Origin of the sequence: Carnobacterium divergens DSM 20623 (assembly GCF_000744255.1) — a bacterium.
In the GTDB taxonomy this organism is placed as follows: Bacteria; Bacillota; Bacilli; order Lactobacillales; family Carnobacteriaceae; genus Carnobacterium; species Carnobacterium divergens.
This window is the reverse complement of sequence record NZ_JQLO01000001.1, coordinates 957,533-981,232: the sequence shown is the minus strand read 5'-3', so window position 1 is coordinate 981,232 and position 23,700 is coordinate 957,533. Positions and strand designations below refer to the sequence as shown.

Below are 23,700 nucleotides of genomic sequence, written 5' to 3'. Positions count from 1 at the left end.
TATATCAATGATTAAAGAACTTTCAGTACCGAAAAGAACCATTATGACACCAGGTCCAGTTGAAGCAGAGCCAAGAGTTTTAAGAGCACTTGCAACACCTATTTTAGGGCAATATGATCCAGCTTTTTTTGAAATTATGGGAGAAGTTTCAACATTATTGAAAACCCCTTTTGAAACTAAGAATAAACAAGCTTTTGTTGTTGATGGAACGTCAAGATCTGGTTTAGAAGCAGCTATGTTTGGCTTAATAGAAAAAGGCGATCGTGTTCTGATTCCTGCCTATGGTCGTTTTGGCTATTTGTTTGTTGAATTAGCAGAACGTGCAGGGGCAGAAATTAAGTTAATTGAAAAAGAGTGGGGAGAAACTTTTGAACCAACAGAAGTTATTGACACTATCAAAGAATTTAATCCAAAAATAGTAGCTATGGTTCATGGTGAAACTTCTACAGGTCAAATCCAAGAATTAAAAGAAATCGGTCATTTTTGTCGTAAAAATGGATGTTTATTTTTAGTTGACGCAGTGGCAACTTTTGCCGGAGCACCAGTTAAGGTTGATGAATGGTGTATCGATATTGCCATTGGTGGCACTCAAAAATGTCTTAGTGTTCCCTCAGGGATGGCGCCGATTACTTATAATGAGCGAGTGGAAGAATGCTTAACTGATCGTTATCAAATGGAATTAGGATTATCTGATCAATTTAGAAATGACCATTTTATCCAAAGTAATTACCTTGATTTGAGTCAAATTCAACGCTATTGGGGAGCAGAGCGGATTAATCATCATACCGAAATGACTTCCATGATTTATGGTATTCACGAAGGCTTAAGAATTGTTCAACAAGAAGGGCTTGAAGCACGATACGCACGCCATCAATTAAATGAGAAAGCAATGATGGAAGGGCTAATTGCTATGGGCTTGACGTTATTTGGCAATCCTAAAAGTAAGATGGTGACAGTTACTTGTGTGGAGATTCCTGAAGGGGTTGACGGTGAGGCTGTTAGGGAAACATTATTAACTGAATTTGGCGTTGAAATTGCAAGTTCTTTTGGTTCATTAAAAGGGAAAATTTGGCGTATTGGCAATATGGGATACAGCAGCCAAAAAGCCAATGTCTTGCAAACTTTGGGCGCTCTTGAAGCGGCAATTTTATTACATGGTGGAAAAATTCATGTTGGTAAAGCCGTTGCAAAAGCTTTAGAAGTCTATCACCGTTAAATTTAAAAAACCTTTAGAAAGTATTTTTTCTAAAGGTTTTTTTAGTTTCAGAAAAAAAGAAATACCTTTACTTAAAAAGGTATTTCTTTTAACTGTCATTTTAATAAAAAGTGACCAGTAGCTTCTTTAAATGCTTTTGTTTGTTTATCGTAAATCGTTTCGCCACGTAAAATGGTTCTGACAACTTGACAGCCAATTTCTCGGCCAATGTAGGGACTAATTTTATTTTTATATTCTAAGTCTGATTCTTTTAGTGTATAAGGTGCTTTTGGTTTAATAAATGTAAAATCTGCATCTTTTCCGATCGCAATACTGCCTTTCGTTTTCAATTGATATAAATTTGCTGGCGCCGTAGCAATTAAGTCCGCAAATTGAGTTAGAGACATTCCACGTTTTTGAACGGCTTCATCAAAAAGAATGTCCATATTATTTTGTAAACCAGAGATACCTCCCCAAGCAGTAAAAGCATTTCCAATTTTCATTTCAGGAGGGCAGGGAGAGTGGTCAGATGTAACAAAATCAATTTCGCCATTAAATAATTTTTCCCATAGTAATTCTTGATTTGCTTGATCTCTTAATGGCGGTGCACACTTAGCACTCATGCCAATATCAGCAAACTGTTCTTGATTGAGGGCAAAGTAATGCGTACAGGATTCGCAAGTCACTCGTTGACCGGATTGTTTAGCTTTTGTGACTTCCGAAATCGCTTCTGGTGTACTTAAATGACAAATATGAATTTGACAATCTGCAACTTTTGCTAAATAAATGGCTCTGCGAACGGCTTCAACTTCTGTAAAAGGTGGTCTTGATGCCACGTAATCATCCGTTGATGTTTGCCCCTTACTTTGGGCAACTTTTCCTAGCTCATCACAAATTAATGCATTTTCTGCATGGATAGCTAGTAAACTGTCCATTTTAGCAATTTTTTTCATTCCAGCAAAAAACGAATAATCGTCTACATTTTGAAAATCCGTTGGTTCATCAGGAAAACCACAGGTGGCTAAGAAGCATTTAAACGCAACGACACCTTCTTCATCTAAATCCTCTAAGTCCTCTAAATTATATGGAACAAGGCCACCAAAAAGTGCGACATCCATGGAAAGTTTTCCCTTAGCCGCATCAAATTTCAGTTGCAATGTTTCACGACTAGTAGTGGCAGGAAGTTGATTTAAAGGCATTTCAATAAAGGTAGTCACGCCACCTTTAGCTGCAGCTTTTGTTCCTGTTTGGTATCCTTCCCAGTGAGTACGACCAGGTTCTGAAATATGCACATGAGCATCCACCATTCCAGGTGAAACAATCAATTTTCTCGCATCAATCGTTTCAGTTCCTTGTGTTAAATCTGCTCCAATGGCTGCAATTTTTCCATCCTTAACAGCAATATTGGTGACAATTGCTTGATCTTCTAAAATGACTGTCCCGTTTTTAATTAGTAAATCATAATTCATTTTATTTCCTCCTTATATTGGTTGATGATTTGAAAATTAAAATAGAAAAACTATAAAGTACAAAAGCAGATACACTTCCAATCATCCACGAGAAGCCAGAAAGAATAGATAAACTTGGAATGATTTTCCCTGTAAAAGATAGTACGGTAGAGACAAAAGTGATACTTAATGCTAGCCAATTGATCCCACTTTGATAATAGCCCGTGGTTCCTTTTGTGACATAAAGTTTATCAAGCACAAGAGTTTGCTTGATTGCTACAAAGTAATGCGCCAACATTACACCTAAAACAGGCCCTAAAATACCACCAATAATTTCTAAAAATGTATAAATACTTGCTTGATTTTCCATTAATTTCCAAGGACAAATTAAAAAACTAATAATGCTAGCAATTAAAACACCTTGTTTATATGAAATCTTTTTTGGAAAAGTAGCTGCTAATTGATAGCCAGCAGGTATAATATTTCCTGTGGCATTTGTTGAAATCGTTGTTAAGAGTAAAACTAGTGTTGCAAAGGCTGTAGCTGCTAAGTGATCCCATTTCGTCACGATATCTAAAATATTCCAAGTATCTACACCATAATGAATACTTGCGCCAGCTAAAATCGTGACACTTGAAAAGGCAAATAATCCATAAGAAAGAACTAGTCCCGCAAATTGACCAAAGGCCTGACTTTTGAAACTCTTAGCATGTTGTGTAAAATCAGAAGCACTAACGCCAGGAGCTGCCCAAACAGCAAGATTTGCGTTAATAATCATAAAGAAAATGATAAGTGGGGCGTACTCTTTGGAAATCTGTTGTGGTATATAGGCTAAAATTTCGGATAAGCCTCCACCAATATTTAAAGCCCAAATTGTCATTCCACCAAACAATACATAAATTAAAGGATTAAGCAGTGCTGTGAACTTATTTAGAATTGCTCCACCACCTAAGCCAATCATTAAATTTAAAGACCAAAAGATAGTAAATGCAATTAAACCAGGCATTGTAATTCCTAAAAATTGAAAATCACCACCAAGGCTTAAAAAAGTAGGCCAAATTTTTCCGATTAAAATGAGCAAAGCCAATGAGCCCGTGTAGGTTTGCAAGCCATACCACATAATGGCAGCAATACAGCCTCTTAGAATGCCAGGAATCAATGCTCCTTTTTCTCCATAGGAAGCACGCAGTGACATTGCAAATGGAATTCCATATTTAGAACCAGCCTTTCCATTAAATATCATCATGCCCGCAATTAAAATCGAACTAAAAAAAATCGCCAACATAATGTATTGAGGAGCAATTCCTAAGAAAAAAAAGCCACCAACAGCTACATAATTGGGAACATTGTGTACGGATCCCATCCATAAAGTAAAGTAATTAAAAGTTCCCCACGTTTGTTGTCTTTTTGTTTTAGGAAGTAAATCAGCTTGATAGCCTTTATACTTTGAATTTTTTAAAGGCTTTTGATTATCTTCTAACATAGCATCCCTCCTAAGTAAGCGTTATCATCATAAATATAACATGACAAATAAACGAATTCTTTGGATGAAGCGGACAAAAGGAAAAAATGTCTTTAGCTAGAATGAATAGTTTCGATAAAAAAATCGTTTATTTGAACAAAAAAACCTCTACATAATTACATAGAGGCCAAGAGTAAATTCATTCAACTAGATTTTTCATTCTTAATTGTGATGAAGGGCAAGGCACCATCCGTATGGATACGATCGCCACCACCGTTACGAGCATGATAACTACTTGTAAAATGAGGAACAACTTCAATTGCTTTAACAAACGTTCCTTTTTTTAAACAATCGATAACAAAATCCCTTTCGTGGTCTACGTTTGCATCGATTTTATGAGTGATTTGTCCGGTAAATAAAGACAAGCCTACATGTTTATCATAGGTTGCAGCACCTAACCAATCAGCCGTTTTCCCGCCTGGCAAATGCCAATCTTTTGGTGTTTGCCAAATTCGTATATGATGTCTTTTTCGGGGGTTGCCATCAATTTCCATTTCAAATGCCAAATCCTGTTTTCTAGAAAATAAAAATAGTGAGCTGACAGGTGCAGTAGGGTAAGATTTACCTAAAATACTTGAAAGAGTAATTTTCCATGAACTACGAATAGAAAGTGGGTCTGCAATATGCCAACCGCTAGCTTTAAAAGCCGCAACCAACTCTTTTTCAGTGCCATAAAAAGCCAAATTGATTGGGTCACCTAGTAAACCATCATTTGTTTTAGTTCGTCCGATAAAATAATCGGGGACATAAAATTTTGTTAATAAACGATTTAACCAGGGAAGAAAAAGATACGCTGTAAATGCCCAAAAAACAATGTAAATAAAAATATGAATTTTTTTTGTAAGAATGGATGCAAATAGATTTTGATAAATCATAAAGGCTATCAAACAAACAAAGATAAATTTAATGGTTCTAAGACAACCATTTAGTACATTTTCATACCACTTCAAAATAGACTCCTCCTTTAATCTCATTTTACTAAGTATACCGTATTAGGCGTTGCATTTAAAAGCAATAGCTTCGCTAGATTGTACCTGTTCATTGAACCAAATACTAAGATAACAAAAAATTTGCAAAAAAAATCAATTTTAAAAAGTTCATGATAAAAAAACTATCCCTAAAGCAATTAATAAGGTAGAATAGGAAAGATAGGAACAATTTTATATTTTAAATGAAAGTTTATAAAGTGAGGTTAAAAAATGATTTATTATTATCTATTAGCCCTAGTCGTCCTGATAGTAGATCAAGTGACAAAATATTTGGTCGTACAAAACATTGAATTATACCAAGTAAAAGCATTTTTACCCGGTGTTTTATCTTGGATGTACATTCAAAATACAGGAGCTGCATGGAGTATTTTAGAAGGACAAATGTGGTTTTTTTACGTGATTACAACCGTCGTGATCATTGGTGTTCTCTATATCATGCAAAAGTACGCTAAGGAAAGTCGCTTATTTTCAATGGGATTAGCCTTGATATTAGCAGGCGCTTTAGGAAACTTTATTGACCGCATTCGATTAGGATACGTAGTGGACATGGTTCGTGTTGAACTATTTGATTTTCCGATTTTTAATGTAGCGGATATGTCGCTTAGTATTGGAGTAGCCTTGATTATCGTCTATGTTTTATTAGATGAGAAAAATAAAAAATTAGCTTAATGGAATGAGGAAAAGAAGCACATGACACAAATTTATACATTTACAATTAACGAAGAAAAAGGTAGAATCGATAAAGTTTTAGCAGAATTACTTCCCACACATAGTCGTTCACAAATTCAACAATGGGTAAAAGAGGGAGCCGTTTATGTAAATGATGAAGCGGTAAAACAGAATTATAAAGTCAAAGCAGGGGACCTTATTCAAGCAACAGAACCAGATGCGGTTCCTTTAGAGATTATTGCAGAAGACATTCCTCTTGATATTGTCTATGAAGACGAAGATGTAATGGTCGTGAATAAACCTCAAGGAATGGTGGTTCATCCATCAGCAGGCCACATGACGGGAACCTTAGTAAACGCCTTGATGTATCATGTAAAAGACTTGTCTGGAATCAATGGCGTGATTCGTCCAGGTATTGTCCACCGTATTGATAAGGATACTTCTGGCTTGTTAATGGTTGCTAAAAACGATCAAGCCCATGAAAAATTAGCTGCTCAATTAAAAGACAAAACCTCTCTTAGAGAGTATGTAGCCTTGGTTCATGGCGAAATTCCACATGAAAAAGGAACCATTGATGCACCAATTGGCAGAGCAAAGGAAGATCGTAAAAAGCAAGCAATAATTGACGATGGCAGACCAGCTGTGACCCATTTTACAGTTATTGAACAATTTAGTGATTTTACTTTAGTCACATTGAAATTGGAAACAGGAAGAACCCATCAAATTCGTGTTCACATGCGTTATATCGGTTATCCTATTGCAGGAGATCCAACATATGGGCCAAAGAAAACCTTAAAAGGGAACGGACAGTTTTTACATGCGAAAACATTAGGCTTTAAACACCCTACAACAGGTGAATTTTTAACCTTTGAAGCACCGCTACCAACAATATTTGAAAATACTTTAGAAGAATTAAGAAATAACAATTGACATCTCCTTTAAAATTAGGTATTCTTAATTCAGTTAAAAATTTAATACTTTCCTTTAACAATAGTCCTGTGAGGCTAAGAAGGAGCATAAGTAAAACTAGGAATAGTTTTACACCTCAAAGATAACATTGTGCCCTCTTACTCTAACTAGGTAAGAGGTTTTTTTTCGGGAAAAATTAAGGAGGCGATGAACGTGATTCAAAAGGAAGTTGAAGTAGTAGATGAAGCAGCGATGAAACGGGCCTTAACTCGTATCACCTATGAAATCATCGAACGGAACAAAGGAATAGAAGATTTGGTTTTAGTCGGAATCAAAACAAGAGGGATTTATGTGGCTAAACGCATTGCAAGTCGATTAAAACAACTGGAAGGCGTGGAAATTCCAGTCGGAGAACTAGACATCTCATTATATAGAGACGATGTTCACACAAGCGACGGACGAGATCCAGAGCTAAATGGCTCACACATTCCGGTTTCAATTGAAGGCAAGCAAGTCATTCTAGTTGATGATGTTTTGTTTACTGGTCGTACGATACGCGCCGCTTTAGACGCACTGATGGATATCGCAAGACCACAAAAAATCTCATTAGCAGTCCTTGTAGACAGAGGACACAGAGAATTACCGATTCGAGCTGATTTTGTTGGGAAAAATATTCCAACCTCATTAGACGAACAAATTAAAGTCGAAGTCGAAGAAATCGATGGATTAGATAAAGTATCCATTAAAAAAATTAACTAACAAATCGAATAAAAAAGAATCGTGAAACTTTAACTGAGTCCAGAGAGGCACAGAAGGTCACCATAATGAATTGAATGTTTGGAATCTCTCGTTTTAGATGAAAACAGGGAAACTTTAGCAAATTCAATGATTTAAAGAACCTGGGAGTCTCACATAGACTTTCAGGTTCTTTTTCTTTACAAAAAATGCATTGAAGTCACTTAATGTTGACTTTTAAAAACGAGGAGCAATTAAAAATGTCAGTTAAAGAAGTTAAAAGAAATCCAGATGTTGTCTTAGATATTCATGAAAAACCACCAGGGATTCAATGGTTTGGGTTAAGTTTGCAACACTTGTTCACCATGTTTGGAGCTACTGTATTAGTGCCCATCTTAGTTGGCTTAAATCCAGGAATTGCCTTAGTAACATCTGGGTTAGGAACGTTACTTTATATCGGAATCACAAAAGGAAAAATCCCTGCCTATTTGGGAAGTAGCTTTGCTTTTATTACACCTATGCTTATGGTAATCAAAAATGGAGGTGGCTATCCTGCAGCTTTCCAAGGAGCCCTTTATGCTGGACTCGTTTACTGGATTGTTGCTCTAGTCATCAAAATGATTGGATCGGATTGGTTAGACAAAGTTCTACCACCAATCGTTGTAGGACCCGTTGTGATGGTAATCGGATTAAGTCTTTCAGGTACAGCGGCAAACCAAGCCATGTATATTGGAGCCACAGCTGCTCCTGAAAATTATAGTGTGACTTACATTTTAGTCGCACTTGCAACACTAGCGATTACCATTATTTGCAACATGTATTTAAAAGGATTTCTAAGTTTAATTCCGATTTTAATCGGTATTGTTTCAGGCTACGTCATCTCGTTAATGGTTGGAATTGTCGATTTATCAGGAGTCGAAGCAGCCGCATGGTTCCAAGTTCCAAACTTCCAAATCCCATTTGTTTCATATAAACCAGCTTTTTCACTAGCTGCCTTAGCTACGATGGCGCCAATCGCCTTTGTCACAATGAGTGAACATATCGGTCATCTGATGGTATTAAATAAAATCACTACACGCAACTTTTTCAAAAAACCAGGATTATCAAGAACGATCTTTGCTGACGGTGCTGCAACAATTCTAGCTTCACTACTTGGTGGTCCACCTGCAACAAGTTATGGAGAAAACATTGGTGTCTTAGCATTAACAAGAGTGCACAGTGTCTTCGTTATCGGAGGAGCTGCAACTTTAGCCATCCTGTTTGGATTTATCGGCAAGGTTAGCGCCGTTATCTTAAGTATACCGGGGCCAGTTATTGGCGGCATCAGCTTCCTATTATTCGGAGTCATCGCTTCAAGCGGCTTAAGAATCTTGATTGACAACAAAATTGATTTTGATAAAAAACGCAACTTGATTATCTCTTCAGTTATCTTAGTCATTGGAATTGGCGGTGCGTTCCTAGAATTTGGTTCGCTAACCCTTTCTGGTATGAGTTTAGCAACAGTCGTAGGAATTATTTTAAACTTAGTATTACCAAAGCAAGCAAAAAGTGAAACCAATTAATATAATCTAACAGCAAGCAAAACATTTAATGGAGGGGAAAATCATATGACAACAACTATTCAAAAATTACATTTAGAGAATCTTGTATCTGTTGAAGCACTATCAAACAAAGAGGTAATGTCCTTAATCAAACGCGCTGGAGAATTTAAAAAAGGTGCCGTATACGCGCCGCCAGAGCAAAAATATGCAGTCAACCTTTTTTTTGAAAATAGTACCCGAACCCATAAAAGTTTTGAAATGGCTGAAAAAAAATTAGGCATCGATATCATTGATTTTGAAGTTTCTACTAGTAGTGTGAATAAAGGAGAAACGTTGTACGATACCGTCTTAACAATGGATGCCTTAGGAGTTGACGTCGCTGTTATTCGACACGGAGACGAAGCTTATTATGAAGAATTGATTGCTAGTACCGGAATTAAACTAGCCGTCGTAAACGGCGGTGATGGAAGTGGACAACATCCAAGCCAGTGTCTGCTAGATCTGATGACAATTTATGAAGAATTTGGCCGTTTTGAAGGATTAAAAGTAGCCATCGTAGGCGATTTAACGCATTCAAGAGTAGCTAATTCTAACATGCAAATGTTAAAACGATTAGGAGCAGAAGTCTATTTTTCAGGTCCAGAAGAATGGTATGATCCAGCTTTTGACGAATTTGGCACCTATCTTCCAATAGATGAACTTGCACCACTTGTTGACGTCATGATGTTGTTACGTGTTCAACACGAACGCCATGAATATTATGGAAACTTTTCAAAAGAAAAATACCTTGCAATGCACGGATTAACAGAAGAAAGAGAACAAAAAATGAAAGAAATGGCGATTATCATGCACCCAGCGCCTGTTAATCGCGATGTTGAACTGCAAGGAACGTTAGTCGAGTGTGAGCGTTCACGTATTGTTCAACAAATGACCAATGGTGTGTATACAAGAATGGCAATTTTAGAAGCAGTTTTATAAAGATATGAATCAGCAACAGGTTCGATTGTTGAATTTGTTGCTGATTTTATGCGAAAAAAAAATTCGGAATGGAAAGAGGCGGTTTAAAAATGATCACATGGATAAAAAATGCAAAAATTCTGACACACAATGATACATTAGAACCTATTGAATTGCTAATTAAAGACACTAAAATCGAGGCAATTGGGCTAGAGTTAGAAAAAATAGGCTTAACAGCAGATACTATCATTGATGCTAAGGGAAGTCTAGTGACACCAGGCTTAGTAGATGTCCATGTTCATTTAAGAGAACCAGGATTCACGTATAAAGAAACCATTGCTTCAGGAAGTTTAGCGGCTGCACGAGGAGGATTTACAACGGTTTGTGCAATGCCGAATACCAATCCGGTTCCAGATACACCAGAAAAATTCGCTGCCATTCAACAAAAAATTAAAGACGATGCGGTCATAAAGGTGTTGCAATATGCACCCATAACAACAGGTTTGAAAAGTCAGGAGCTTGTAGATCAAACAGCATTAATTAAAGAAGGCGCGTTTGCCTTTACAAATGATGGAGTTGGAGTTCAAACGGCAGGTACAATGTATTTAGCCATGGAAGAAGCTGCTAAAAATAACGTAGCTATCGTCGCTCACACAGAAGATGATTCCTTATTATTTGGAGGCGTCATGCATCAGGGTGCCATGTCTGAAAAACTAAATTTACCAGGGATTTTAAGCATTACCGAAGCGTCTCAAATTGCTCGAGATGTGTTATTAAGTGAAGCAACTGGAGCTCATTATCATGTCTGTCATGTTTCAACAAAAGAAAGTGTCCGAGTGATTCGCGAGGCAAAACGAGCTGGAATTCACGTAACTGCAGAGGTTACTCCCCATCATTTATTACTCTGTGAAGACGATATACCTGGAGACACTGGCATTTATAAAATGAATCCACCACTTAGAGGTGAAGACGATCAAGCAGCTTTACTTGAAGGATTATTAGATGGAACACTTGATTTTATTGCAACGGATCATGCTCCTCATGGCAAGGAAGAAAAAGAAGCTTCTATGTTAACGTCACCCTTTGGAATTGTCGGTATCGAAACGGCTTTTGCTTTAATGTATACCCATTTTGTAAAAACGAGAATTGTAACCTTAACTCAACTGATTGAATGGATGAGCACCAAACCAAGCGACGTTTTCAAATTAAATTCAGGAAGACTAGCTGTTGGCGAAACAGCCGACTTAGCCTTTTTTAATCTTGATGAAGAAGAAGTCATCGATGCAGCTGATTTTAAATCACTAGCAAGCAACACACCATTTATTGGATGGAAGGTATCAGGTTTAACAGAAATGACTATGGTTGACGGGAAAGTGGTATATACGAAAGGGGCATAATCAATGAATCGCTTATTACTATTAGAAGACGGCACAATATTTAAAGGAAAAGGTTTTGGAGCGCCACAAGAAGTAACAGGGGAAGTGGTTTTTACAACCGGCATGACGGGTTACCAAGAAACGATTACCGATCAGTCCTACAACGGTCAAATGATTGCTTTTACATTTCCTCTTGTTGGCAATTACGGCATTAATCGTGACGATTTTGAGTCCATTGAACCTACCTGTAAAGGCGTTATTGTAAAGGAGCATGCGAGAGTTGCGTCGAATTGGCGTAACCAAATGACCCTAGATGAATTTCTAAAAAAGCGCAACATTCCAGGGATATCCGGAATTGATACGAGGAAACTAACCCGTCTTTTAAGAGATAAAGGAACGATTAAAGGCATGATTACGAATGATACAGAGGATCTGGAACATGCTTTTGATCAATTAAGAGCGACTGTGTTGCCAACCAATCAAGTCGCTCAAGTGTCAACAACAAAAGCATATCCAAGTCCCGGAAATGGTCGAAATATTGTTGTGATTGATTTTGGTCTTAAGCACAGTATTTTAAGAGAGTTAAGCAATCGCGACTGCCACTTAACGGTTTTACCTTATGATACAGATAGCCAAACTATTTTAGATTTAAAACCAGATGGCGTGATGTTAACAAACGGACCCGGAGATCCAAAAGATGTCCCAACAGCGCTAGAGATGATTCGAGGGATTCAAGGAAAGGTTCCGATTTTTGGAATCTGTCTAGGACACCAACTGATTGCACTAGCTAATGGAGCCGATACGTTTAAATTAAAATTTGGTCACCGTGGTTTTAATCATCCAGTAAAAGAGATTGCGACTGGACGCATTGACTTCACCTCTCAAAATCATGGGTACGCAGTAAATGATAAAACAATAGCTGGAACTGATTTAATTGTTACCCATACCGAATTAAATGATGGGACAGTTGAAGGAATCAAACATCGTTATCATCCAGTTTTTAGTGTTCAATTTCATCCAGATGCAGCACCCGGGCCACATGACGCTGTTCATTTATTTGATCAATTTATGGAATTAATCGATGCTGGAAAGGAGCAACAGTCTGATGCCTAAGAGAAGTGATTTAAAGAAAATATTAGTAATCGGTTCCGGACCAATTGTCATTGGACAAGCAGCAGAATTTGACTATGCCGGTACGCAAGCCTGTTTAGCATTAAAAGAAGAGGGGTATGAAGTTGTTTTAATCAACTCAAATCCAGCAACTATTATGACGGATCAAGAGATTGCAGATAAAGTTTACATTGAGCCGATTACCTTGGAATTTGTATCTAGTATCCTTAGAAAAGAGTTACCTGACGCAATCGTACCAACCTTGGGAGGGCAAACTGGCTTAAATATGGCGATGGAGCTAGCGAATTCAGGGATTTTAGAAGAGTTATCCATTGAATTACTGGGGACAAAATTAAGTGCAATTGACCAAGCTGAAGACCGCGATTTATTTAGGCAATTAATGCATCAACTTGGCGAGCCGGTTCCTGAAAGTGACATTGTTCATACGGTTGCTGAAGCGGTTAAATTTTCAGAACAAGTCGGATTTCCATTAATTGTTCGACCTGCTTTTACCCTAGGTGGTACAGGTGGCGGAATTTGTGACAACTTAAAAGAACTGGAAGAAATCGTAGCCAATGGATTAAAGCTTTCACCTGCTAATCAATGTTTAGTCGAAATGAGCATTGCAGGATTTAAAGAAATCGAATATGAAGTGATGCGAGACAGTCATGACAATGCGATGGTTGTGTGCAACATGGAAAATTTTGATCCAGTTGGGATTCACACAGGGGATTCGATTGTTGTTGCTCCAAGTCAAACGTTATCTGATGTCGAGTACCAGATGTTACGAGATTCTTCCTTAAAAATTATTCGTGCCTTGGGAATTGAAGGAGGGTGTAATGTTCAGTTAGCCCTTGATCCAAATAGCTTCCAATATTATATTATCGAAGTTAATCCAAGAGTGAGTCGTTCTTCCGCACTTGCAAGTAAGGCTACAGGTTACCCCATTGCTAAGCTAGCGGCAAAAATTGCAGTTGGATTAACATTGGATGAAATGAAAAATCCAGTGACTGGAACAACCTATGCGCAATTTGAACCGGCATTAGATTATGTGGTGACTAAAATTCCAAGATGGCCTTTTGATAAATTTGAAAATGGCGATCGTAAACTAGGAACCCAAATGAAAGCAACTGGTGAGGTAATGGCAATTGGTCGAACAATTGAAGAGTCCCTTTTAAAAGCCGTGCGCTCTTTAGAAATTGGAGCCCTTCATGTTTCAATCCCTGCTGCAAAAAAAGTCAGTGATGAAGCATTAGTTGAAAAAATGATTAAAGCTCAAGACGATCGTTTGTTTTATTTAGTAGAAGGAATTAGACGAGGCTACACAATTGAAGAATTAGCTGAATTAACGAAAATCGACTTGTTTTTCTTAGACAAATTGTTGCATATCGTAGAAATTGAAAACGAACTACAAGCCCAACCAGAAAATATAGCTACTTTGAAAATGGCAAAAGAGTATGGTTTTTCAGATAGTGTCATTGCAGAGTTATGGCAAAAAAAAACGAATGAAGTAGCCGAATTACGCTACCAAAATGAGATAGTTCCCGTTTATAAAATGGTTGATACTTGTGCAGCTGAGTTTGAATCTACAACGCCTTATTTTTACAGCACCTACGAAGAGGAAAATGAAAGCATCATTACTAAAAAAGAATCGATTCTGATTATCGGATCAGGTCCCATTCGAATTGGACAAGGAGTGGAATTTGACTACGCTACGGTACATTCGGTTAAAGCTATCCAAAAATTAGGCTATGAAGCCATTATTATGAATAGCAATCCAGAAACAGTTTCAACGGATTTCTCAATTTCAGATAAATTGTATTTTGAACCCTTAACAGTTGAAGACGTGATGCATGTCATTCGATTGGAAAAACCAAAAGGTGTTATCGTTCAATTTGGCGGACAAACGGCAATTAACCTTGCTGAACCCTTAACCAAATTAGGCATTCATATTTTAGGAACAAGCGTGGAAGATCTAGATCGAGCTGAAAATCGAGATTTATTTGAGCAAGCCTTACAAGAACTAAACATCCCACAGCCACTTGGTGCAACTGCCTTAAGTACAACGGAAGCTGTCACGATAGCCAACGAAATTGGGTATCCTGTCTTGGTTCGACCAAGCTACGTCTTAGGCGGACGAGGAATGGAAATTGTTGAAAACCAAAAAGACTTAGAAAACTATATGGGAAATGCTGTAAAAGCTTCTCCAGAGCATCCCGTTTTAATCGACCGCTATTTACTTGGAAAAGAATGTGAAGTCGATGCCATTAGTGATGGAACAGACGTATTGATTCCAGGAATTATGGAGCATATCGAGCGAGCTGGTGTCCATTCTGGAGATTCGATGGCCGTTTATCCGCCACAACAATTAAGCGAAGCGCTAAAACAAAAAATTGTTGATTATACCAAACGATTGGTGATTGGATTAAATTGTATCGGCATGATGAATATCCAATTTGTTATTTTCGAAGAAGAAGTTTATGTCATAGAAGTAAACCCACGAGCAAGCCGAACAGTGCCTTTTTTAAGTAAAGTCACAGGTATTCCAATGGCACAAGTAGCAACCCATTGTATCTTAGGAGAGTCCTTAGCTAAACAAGGTTACCAAAGCGGTTTATACCCAGAATCGAATCGTGTCCATGTAAAAGCGCCTGTCTTTTCATTTGCCAAACTGCTTAGTGTAGATACAAACTTAGGACCTGAAATGAAATCTACTGGCGAAGTTATGGGAACGGATAAAACACTTGAAAAAGCCTTGTACAAAGCTTTTGAGGGAAGCAACCTTCATTTAGCTGATTACGGAACCGTCCTATTCACCATTGCGGATGAAGATAAGGAAGAAGCTGTCATATTAGCCAAACGTTTTAATACAATTGGGTACCAAATTATGGCAACTACTGGGACAGCTAATTATTTCAAACACAAAGGCATTCAAGTAAAAGAAGTGGATAAAATCTCAGCAAATGAAGACGAAAAAAATGTGTTAAATGCCATCAGACAAAATCGTTTGCAAGTGGTTGTAAACACAATGGGACGGGATAAAGAAGTGCAAACTGACGGCTTTTTAATTCGCCGTGAAGCAGTTGAACATGGGGTACCGTTGTTCACCTCGTTAGATACGGCTAACGCTATTTTAAAAGTCTTAGAATCACGCTCATTCGATACAGCACCCTTATAGTCAAACTTGTTAGGAGGAATTTTATGTTACAAGAACTCATGACGGTTGTTGATCAAAAACAACTAGCACCTAAAATTTTTGAAATGCGCTTAACGGGGGAATTAGTTAATGAAATGCAGGTGCCAGGTCAATTTTTGCATATTTTAGTACCTCAATCAGATCTTTTACTCAGAAGACCAATCAGTATTGCTGAAATTATCCCAGAAAAAAAAGAATGTAGTATTATTTATCGGATTGAAGGAGCAGGAACCGAAACGATGAGCCACTTAAAAACAGGTGACTTATTAGATGTCATGGGGCCGCTTGGCAATGGATTTCCATTAGAATCAGTTCAAAAAGGGCAAACAGCCTTTGTTATCGGTGGGGGAATTGGAGTTCCTCCCCTATATGAGCTTTCTAAACAGCTGGTTAAAAAGGGTGTAAAAGTGGAGCTTATTTTTGGCTTTGCAACAAAAGACGTCATTTTTTATGAAAAGGAATTTTCTGAATTAGGAGAAGTTCATTTAGCCACAGATGATGGTTCTAAAGGTCAACATGGTCATGTGGGGCATTTATTAGATACTTTACAAGGTAAGCCTGATGTAGTCTATGCTTGTGGCTCAAGAGGTCTATTGATGGCTGTTGAAAATCGTTATGAAAATCAAAACGCATTTTTATCACTGGAAGCACGAATGGCTTGTGGAATGGGTGCTTGTTATGCCTGTGTTTGTCCTAAAAAATCCGATTCAACGGGTCAAACAAGCTATAAAGTTTGTGACGAAGGACCAGTGTTTAAAGTGGGAGAGGTGGTTTTATAATGAATCGTTTAGCCGTTAAATTACCCGGTTTAGATTTAAAAAATCCAATCATGCCGGCAAGTGGATGCTTTGGCTTTGGTGAAGAATATGCGAAATATTTCGATTTAAACCAATTAGGCTCCATGATGATAAAAGCCTGTACACTAGAACCACGTTTTGGCAATGCTACTCCAAGAGTTGCTGAAACCACAAGCGGAATGCTAAATGCAATTGGATTACAAAATCCAGGATTAGAAGTTATTTTAACAGAAAAATTACCTAAACTAGAGCAATTCAAGGTTCCTATCATTGCCAATGTAGCTGGATCAACTAAAGAGGATTATATAGAGGTTTGTAGGGAAATTTCAAAAGCACCTAATGTAGCTGCAATTGAGTTAAATGTTTCTTGTCCCAATGTAAAACATGGTGGTATCGCGTTTGGAACGGATGAAAAAGTGATTTATGAGCTGACTCAAGCTGTTAAAGCTGTTTCAAGCGTGCCAATTTATGTCAAACTTTCACCAAATGTAACAGATATCGTTCCCATTGCCAAAGCAGTTGAAGCAGCAGGCGCTGATGGGATTTCAATGATTAATACATTGTTAGGTATGCGTATCGATTTAAAAACCAAGCAACCGATTTTAGCAAATAAGACAGGCGGTTTATCAGGGCCAGCCATTAAACCTGTTGCCATTCGATTGATTCATCAAGTGAGTCACAGCGTGAACATTCCAATAATTGGAATGGGAGGCGTTTATACGGTTGATGACGTGCTAGAAATGTTTATGGCTGGAGCAAGTGCAGTAGCTGTTGGAACAGCCAACTTTACAGATCCCATGATTTGCCCTAAACTGATTGAAGAGCTTCCAAGACGAATGGATGAACTTGGAATACCTTCACTAGAAGCGCTCATTAAAGAAGTAAGGGAAGGAAGATAACATGCAATCAAAACCAATTATCGCATTAGATTTTTCAACAAGCGACGAAATTAAAACCTTTTTAACTCATTTCAAGAATGAACAATTATTTGTTAAAGTTGGAATGGAGCTGTATTACCAGAACGGACCAGAAGTAGTTAAATGGATGAAAAGCTTAGGACATCAAATTTTCTTAGATTTAAAATTACATGATATTCCAAATACAGTTGAACGTTCAATGAAAGGTTTAGCTGCATTGGATGTCGATATGATTAATGTTCATGCTGCAGGAGGAAAACAAATGATGGAAGCCGCAATGAGTGGAATTATTTCAGGTACGCCAGCCGGTAGCCAAAGACCGAGCCTCATCGCTGTAACGCAATTGACCTCTACTACACAAGAAGCCATGCGAACCGAACAATTGATTCAAGTTCCCTTGCTCCAAAGCGTGATTCACTATGCAAAATTAACACAAAGTGCAGGATTAGACGGAGTTGTTTGTTCCGCCTTAGAAGCGCAGCTAATCAAAGAAAATACAGCAAGTGAATTCCTGTGTGTAACTCCTGGGATTCGTCCAAGTGGGGATGAAAAAGGCGATCAAAAACGTGTTGCAACACCAAGTCGCGCCAAAGAAGCAGGCTCAAGCTTTATCGTAGTAGGTCGTCCCATTACTCAATCAGCAGATCCAGTTAAGAGCTATCACACAATTAAAAACCAATGGAATGGAGTCGAAGAATAGATGTCAATTGAAAAAAAAGTTGCCCAAGATTTATTAGAAATAAAAGCAGTGAGTTTAAGTCCGAATAAGCCATATACATGGGCAAGTGGTATTAAAAGTCCAATTTATTGCGATAACCGTATTACGATGAGCTACCCAAGCGTGCGACGTGAAATTGCAAAGGGTTTAGCAGAACTGATCAAGCGTGATTACCCTGAAGCAGAAGTGATTGCTGGCACGGCTACGGCTGGAATTCCTCACGCTGCATGGGTTGCAGAGCTATTAGATTTGCCAATGGTGTATATTCGTGGAAAAGCAAAAGACCACGGCAAAGGCAATCAAATTGAGGGACGCATTACTAAAAACCAAAAAATGGTCATCATTGAAGACTTGATTTCCACTGGTGGAAGTGTGATTGACGCGGCTGGGGCTGCAAAAAATGAAGGTGCAGATGTAATAGGGGCAGCCGCCATCTTTACATACGAATTGCCAAAAGGGATTGAAAATTTTAAAAAGCATCAATTATCCTTTGCAACCTTAACCAATTACTCTACTCTGATTGATGTTGCGTTAGAGCTTGGAACGATTGAAGCCAACGACTTAAGTTTATTAAAAGAGTGGAAGCAAGATCCAACTAAGTGGAAAAAATAAGAAGAGCACTTCACTCAAGCTAGTGGAGATACCAGATTGTTCCTGATGAAAAAATATGGTAAACTAGCTAATAATTAAAATAAAAAGAGCAAAAGAGGTGAGTGAGATGATGAATACCTACAAATTAATATTGATTATGCTCCCGCCGCTTCCCGCAGTGAGATGTTTTTTTTCAACCCTTTAATCATTATTAGGAGGAATTATTTTGAAAAAAAGCATCACAACTCAAGCACCATCTTTATTATTACTCATTGTTTTAGTTGGTTTTCCACAAATTAGCGAAACGATTTTTACACCTTCCTTGCCCGACATCGCAAGTGATTTTGAGACGACACTAGGAACGGTACAGCTAACCTTAAGTATTTACTTTTTAGCTTTTGCCTTAGGAGTCTTTTGCTGGGGAATTGTTTCTGATTTTATTGGACGTCGCCCTGCAATTCTATATGGTGTGATTCTTTACGGAATTGGTAGCTTTCTATGCTTTCAAGCAAAATCAATTGAATTCTTATTAGCTGCCCGTTTTATGCAAGCTTTTGGAGCAAGTACGGGTTCAGTCGTTACCCAAACAATTTTAAGAGAAAGTACAAATGGTTTGAGACGACATACTTTATTTGCTCAAATTTCTGCAGCACTAGCCTTTACACCTGCTATTGGTCCTTTAATTGGTGGAGTAGTAGATCAATTTTGGGGATTTCGAGCCGTCTTTTTTGTATTAGTTATAATGAGTCTTTTCGTTTTTAGTTATGCTTATTTTAGCTTAGGTGAGACCTATGATGTTAAACAACGATCAAAAGTGAAATTGCTTCCTATTGTAAACCGCTTTTTAAAAAACCAACCAACTTTAATTTATGGTTTTTTGATTGGAACAATCAATGGCATTTTATTTAGTTACTATGCAGAAGCGCCATTTATTTTTATTGAGTATTTTCATTTTTCAACAGCTACCTATGGCTTCCTTGGAATGATTGTCGCAGTAGCAAGTATTTTAGGTTCACTTTTGTCAAAGCGTTTAGTCACAACTAGACAACCAGAAAAAATTATTTTAGATGGAATCAAAATAATGCTGGTAGGTATAATTATTATTTTAGCTGTTAGTGTATCAACTTTTTTCGCCTCAGAATGGCAATGGTTTATGCTGCTAGTAGGTATTTTTATCACGCTGCTTGGAACAGGAACGGCTTTACCTAATTGTTTAAGCCTTGCATTAGTGGATTTTCAAGATGTCATTGGATCTGCTGGTGGACTGTTTAGTCTAGGTTACTATTTACTAGTAAGTGTGGTTACATTTGGCATGAGCTTTGTTCACAATGGAACGCTCTGGGCAATGCCTTGCTATTTTTTACTAATTGGTCTCATTATGTTGAAATTAGCAAAAAAATTGACTAACAACTAGTTTAGATTATGTTTTAAGAATAACTAAAAAACGATCGAAATCTTAGTTGATTTCGATCGTTTTTTCTATAATGTTTCATTTTTTTGAATCACATCAATATAAGAAGTCATCAGAGCGTTGATTGTACCACGTTGTTCAATTGAATTTGCCATCAAAGCATTATCTGTAATAATTCCGTGAGCAGTAGTAGCTAAATATTGATTAAATTCAGCCGGTTCGTCAACTGTCCATAGAAAGACTGGTTGTTTACTTTCAAAAAATTCTGGTGCCGCCATTGTGTGCTTTAACGTTAAAAATTGGAAATCTGGATATTCCTTGCTAGGTAACATTGAGACAATCATTCCCACCTGTAAGTCGTGATTTACTTCTTTAATCTGATTTAAAAAAGCCTCATTGGTTGATTGAACCAAATAGGAATCAACAACGTCTCTATCTGCCAATAACTCGGCTAATTGTTTAGGCATATCTAAACTGTCTTGCTTACTTGTTTTGATATCTAATAAAAGAGGTTGCTTCGAAGTTTTAGCTAAATCGATTGCTTCTTCCAATGTTGTAATTGAAGATTCAAAATTATTCTGCTTTAACGTCAATTTCTTTAATTCTGCCAGTGTTAACTGATGAACTTTTTTCTTTTTACGCGCTAACCGTTTTAAACTTGCATCATGCATTAAAATAAAATGCTCATCTTTTGTTTGCCGAACATCTAATTCAATATATGCTGGTTTATAAGGAATAGCTGCTTGAATGGACGAAAGTGTATTTTCAACGCCACCAGCTTTATACCCTCTATGTGCAATTATTTTTGAATTGGATTTAGGAATACCCAATACTCCTTGTGGAAAGCTAAGTGGTGCGCTATTGGATGGAATACGAGACTCGATTTTGACATTTTTCGATCTAGGACCATCTAGAGGTGAAAAAAAGAAACATAAGAAAAAAAATAAAAAAAGTAGCTTTAAAATAACAAGCCCCCATGTGTAAACTAAGACTTTCATTCGATCACCTTCCATTAGAATAGTGTAACAAAAAAACGTAAAAAAAAGAAGTTGCTGTTTTTTAAATAAAAGTTAAGTATACTGATAAGAGTATCTAAAACCACCATTCGATAATAAATAACCCATCTAACTAAAAAGGAGACGATAAAATGATCTATTACGACTGGCGTAAGGTAGAAAAACAATTTTATTTTCCATCAACTAAACCCTATATTCTTAAAAAACCAGCTTTTCAATACTTGATAATTAAACGGTCAAAAGCACTCTCAATGGAAAGCTTTATCGAAGAAATGGAATTATTACTTGCTATCTCAAAAGCAATTAAATTGAAATCAAATCAAACGAATAAAAATCCCGATTATCAACTTTTCCCGATTGAATGCCGCTGGATTCAATCAGATTCTAGCAAACAAGTTGATTTTCAATTAATGATTCGTCAACCTCAATTTATTAACGAGAAACTACTTCAGCAAGCCGTGTTAAGTAAAAATAATTTAACGCATCAGTTCTTTTTAAAAAAACCTGAACCAACATTACGAGTTTTTTGCCTACATAAAGGTTCTTACCACACAGAAGCAGATTGTTTAAACAAAATGACACACTATTGTCAAAGTAAAGGATACCAACGAATTGGCAAAGACTACGAAGAGATTTATGTAGCTGATTTTAGAAATCATACTCCTAAACAATTAAAAACCGTTCTATCTTTTGAAATAGAAAAAACGACCTAATTTAACTAATTAGGTCGTTTTTTTTATTTACACGCAATGATTCAACCAGTTCCTTATCAGGCGTTACATAGACCGTCTTTTGACCTTCGTAAATCACAAAGCCAGGTTTCGCTCCATTTGGTTTCCGGATGGCTTTAACGGGTACGAAATCAACTGGTACAAGCGCTGAAAGTTGTGACTTCGAATAGTACGCCGCAATATTGGCAGCTTCAAGAATCGTTTCTTCACTAGGGTCTGAATTTTGAATGATGACATGAGAACCTGGGATATTTTTTGTGTGTAGCCAAATATCACTTTTTCTTGCTAATTTAAGTGTCAGTTCATCATTTTGTAAATTATTTTTCCCTACTAAAATGACGGTTCCATCTGTTGCGTGGTATTTTTCTGGCTTACTTTTTTGTGCTTTCATTTGTTTTTTCTTAGTTTTTTTCTTTTTAAGATAACCAACCTGCGTCAATTCTTCCTTAATTTCAGCCACATCTTTTGGCGTTGCTAAAGATAACTGAGTAGAAACCGATTCTAAATAATCAATTTCTCCCATCGTTAAATCGATTTGCTCAGTCACATAAGAAATGGCATTTTTGAGTTTTTGATATTTTGCAAAATATTTTTGTGCGTTTTGGGAAGGATTTTTTCGAATATCCAATTTGATTGTAATAGGAGCATCTTCTTCATAGAAGTTAGGCAGTTCAATCTCTGTTGCACCACGTTTAAATTCATGAAGATAGGCGGTTAAAATTTCACCTTTAATTCGATAATCATCCGCCAATTCCGTTTCCGCCATTGTTTTATGCAATTTTTCTAATTTTTTCACATTTTTTTGCAGCTCATTGTTTACCAATCGAATCAATTCAGATCCTTGTTGATGAACACGATCCTTTTCAGCTTTCCCGCCATAGTAAGCATCTAATAATTCACTAAGTAACGGAAAGGTTTTTTGTTCGCCATCCAAACTTAAAAATGGGGTAGGGGTAAAAAAATCTTTTTGTGTGTTTTCAGTCAACGTTGGTGTCGCATTGCCGTCTTTAACTTCGTCGATTAAGCTTACAAAAACGTCCGGTAATAAGGCTGGGTTACTTTCACTTCGAAAAATCATTTCTGCAGCAGTATCTCCACCAATTCCTTGATACGTCGTTTGAAGTTGTCTTTGAACGGACAACTCTGAATCAAGATCTAATTTTTCGCTAATTTCTTGTTTAGTAACAGTAAAAGGATTTAATTTATCTTGATGTGGTGGGTTTAGGTAGGTAGCGCCAGGCATAACAGATCGGTAGCTATTTAAGCTTGCTGGGACATGTTTAATACAGTCAATAATACGTTTTGATTCTTGGTCGATTAAGAAAATATTACTATGACGTCCCATTAGTTCAACAATCAAGACGACGTTATGAATATCACCGATTTCATCGCGGCTTTTAAAGGTAAAATGAATGATACGATCGTTTCCAATTTGTTGGATATCCTCTAAAATAGCCCCTTCTAATTGTTTTCTCAATAACATACAAAAATTAGGAGGCGTATTTGGATTTTCATATGGAATCTGTGTAACTTGTATTCTTGCATAACTTGGATGAGCAGATAATAACACACGGTGGTTTTTACCGTTTGCGCGCATCACTAAAATAATTTCACTTTGATAAGGTTGATGAATTTTTGACAAGCGTCCGTTTTTTAACAAACTCTTTAATTCATCGACCATGGCATGAGTGAAAATTCCATCAAATGACATAGGATTTCCTCACTTTCATTAATTGAATATGGACAAAAAAAGACTTTTCTTATTGTCGCTAACGCTCTTATTATAACGGTTATTTCACTAAAAGTATATGGAAGATAAACAGGACCTAATTTTATAACTAAGAAAAATGGTAAGAAACTTCAAACAATATC

General features: G+C 37.1%; 20 protein-coding genes. 15 read left to right on the top strand and 5 right to left on the bottom strand.

Annotated elements, in window-relative coordinates; genetic code table 11:
- Positions 1–7 precede the first annotated feature (7 nt).
- Complete coding sequence (locus BR52_RS04825; RefSeq protein WP_034569760.1) at positions 8–1,216, top strand: pyridoxal-phosphate-dependent aminotransferase family protein; 1,209 nt, start codon at positions 8–10, stop codon at positions 1,214–1,216.
- Between the two features lie 95 nt (positions 1,217–1,311).
- On the opposite strand, the gene allB is transcribed toward BR52_RS04825, so the two are convergent.
- The 3 genes from allB to BR52_RS04810 form a co-directional block, all read right to left on the bottom strand.
- Positions 1,312–2,664: an allantoinase AllB gene (gene allB / locus BR52_RS04820; RefSeq protein ID WP_034569757.1), complete on the bottom strand. Its 1,353-nt coding sequence runs from the start codon at positions 2,662–2,664 to the stop codon at positions 1,312–1,314.
- 1 nt (position 2,665) lies between these two features.
- A complete protein-coding gene (locus BR52_RS04815; protein ID WP_034569755.1) occupies positions 2,666–4,126 on the bottom strand; it encodes an allantoin transporter in 1,461 nt (486 codons plus the stop codon).
- A 182-nt stretch (positions 4,127–4,308) separates the two neighbouring features.
- A complete protein-coding gene (locus BR52_RS04810) occupies positions 4,309–5,115 on the bottom strand; it encodes an LssY C-terminal domain-containing protein (RefSeq protein WP_034569753.1) in 807 nt (268 codons plus the stop codon).
- 249 nt (positions 5,116–5,364) lie between these two features.
- Between BR52_RS04810 and lspA the strand changes: the two genes are divergently transcribed.
- From lspA to BR52_RS04745, 13 genes are all read left to right on the top strand, one after another.
- Positions 5,365–5,823, top strand: a complete 459-nt coding sequence (gene lspA / locus BR52_RS04805; protein ID WP_034569751.1) for a signal peptidase II — start codon at positions 5,365–5,367, stop codon at positions 5,821–5,823.
- Positions 5,824–5,844: 21 nt separating this feature from the next.
- On the top strand, positions 5,845–6,753 hold the full coding sequence (locus tag BR52_RS04800) for an RluA family pseudouridine synthase (protein WP_034569748.1): 909 nt from the start codon (positions 5,845–5,847) through the stop codon (positions 6,751–6,753).
- A gap of 192 nt (positions 6,754–6,945) precedes the next feature.
- A complete protein-coding gene (gene pyrR, locus BR52_RS04795) occupies positions 6,946–7,491 on the top strand; it encodes a bifunctional pyr operon transcriptional regulator/uracil phosphoribosyltransferase PyrR (protein ID WP_272947520.1) in 546 nt (181 codons plus the stop codon).
- A 236-nt stretch (positions 7,492–7,727) separates the two neighbouring features.
- Entirely contained in the window at positions 7,728–9,029 is a 1,302-nt protein-coding gene (gene uraA / locus BR52_RS04790; RefSeq protein ID WP_034569743.1) for a uracil permease, read from the top strand.
- A 45-nt stretch (positions 9,030–9,074) separates the two neighbouring features.
- Complete coding sequence (locus BR52_RS04785) at positions 9,075–9,986, top strand: aspartate carbamoyltransferase catalytic subunit (RefSeq protein WP_034569741.1); 912 nt, start codon at positions 9,075–9,077, stop codon at positions 9,984–9,986.
- Between the two features lie 89 nt (positions 9,987–10,075).
- Complete coding sequence (gene pyrC / locus BR52_RS12945) at positions 10,076–11,362, top strand: dihydroorotase (protein WP_034569738.1); 1,287 nt, start codon at positions 10,076–10,078, stop codon at positions 11,360–11,362.
- Positions 11,363–11,365: 3 nt separating this feature from the next.
- On the top strand, positions 11,366–12,454 hold the full coding sequence (locus BR52_RS12940) for a carbamoyl phosphate synthase small subunit (RefSeq protein ID WP_034569735.1): 1,089 nt from the start codon (positions 11,366–11,368) through the stop codon (positions 12,452–12,454).
- Positions 12,447–15,629 (top strand): carbamoyl-phosphate synthase large subunit, encoded by a 3,183-nt coding sequence (carB, locus tag BR52_RS04770; RefSeq protein ID WP_034569732.1) that lies wholly within the window; start codon positions 12,447–12,449, stop codon positions 15,627–15,629. Before BR52_RS12940 ends, carB begins: the two co-directional genes overlap by 8 nt.
- 23 nt (positions 15,630–15,652) lie before the next feature.
- Positions 15,653–16,426 carry a dihydroorotate dehydrogenase electron transfer subunit gene (locus tag BR52_RS04765; RefSeq protein ID WP_034569729.1) on the top strand — a complete coding sequence of 258 codons (774 nt, stop codon included), beginning with the start codon at positions 15,653–15,655 and terminating at the stop codon, positions 16,424–16,426.
- A complete protein-coding gene (locus tag BR52_RS04760; RefSeq protein WP_034569727.1) occupies positions 16,426–17,343 on the top strand; it encodes a dihydroorotate dehydrogenase in 918 nt (305 codons plus the stop codon). Before BR52_RS04765 ends, BR52_RS04760 begins: the two co-directional genes overlap by 1 nt.
- Before the next feature lies 1 nt (position 17,344).
- Positions 17,345–18,061, top strand: a complete 717-nt coding sequence (gene pyrF / locus BR52_RS04755; RefSeq protein WP_034569724.1) for an orotidine-5'-phosphate decarboxylase — start codon at positions 17,345–17,347, stop codon at positions 18,059–18,061.
- Positions 18,062–18,691, top strand: coding sequence for an orotate phosphoribosyltransferase (pyrE, locus tag BR52_RS04750; RefSeq protein WP_034569720.1), 630 nt, complete (start codon positions 18,062–18,064; stop codon positions 18,689–18,691).
- Between the two features lie 205 nt (positions 18,692–18,896).
- Positions 18,897–20,084, top strand: a complete 1,188-nt coding sequence (locus tag BR52_RS04745; protein WP_034569718.1) for a multidrug effflux MFS transporter — start codon at positions 18,897–18,899, stop codon at positions 20,082–20,084.
- Between the two features lie 65 nt (positions 20,085–20,149).
- Here the strand turns inward: BR52_RS04745 and BR52_RS04740 are convergent, their stop codons facing one another.
- Positions 20,150–21,079: a glycerophosphodiester phosphodiesterase family protein gene (locus BR52_RS04740; protein WP_034569716.1), complete on the bottom strand. Its 930-nt coding sequence runs from the start codon at positions 21,077–21,079 to the stop codon at positions 20,150–20,152.
- Between the two features lie 149 nt (positions 21,080–21,228).
- Between BR52_RS04740 and BR52_RS04735 the strand changes: the two genes are divergently transcribed.
- Positions 21,229–21,810, top strand: a complete 582-nt coding sequence (locus BR52_RS04735) for a GyrI-like domain-containing protein (protein ID WP_034569714.1) — start codon at positions 21,229–21,231, stop codon at positions 21,808–21,810.
- Between the two features lies 1 nt (position 21,811).
- Here BR52_RS04735 and BR52_RS04730 read toward each other — a convergent pair whose 3' ends face one another.
- The gene (locus BR52_RS04730) at positions 21,812–23,539 is read right to left on the bottom strand and encodes an NFACT RNA binding domain-containing protein (protein WP_034569711.1); all 1,728 of its coding nucleotides are present in this window, start codon (positions 23,537–23,539) and stop codon (positions 21,812–21,814) included.
- Positions 23,540–23,700 lie beyond the last annotated feature (161 nt).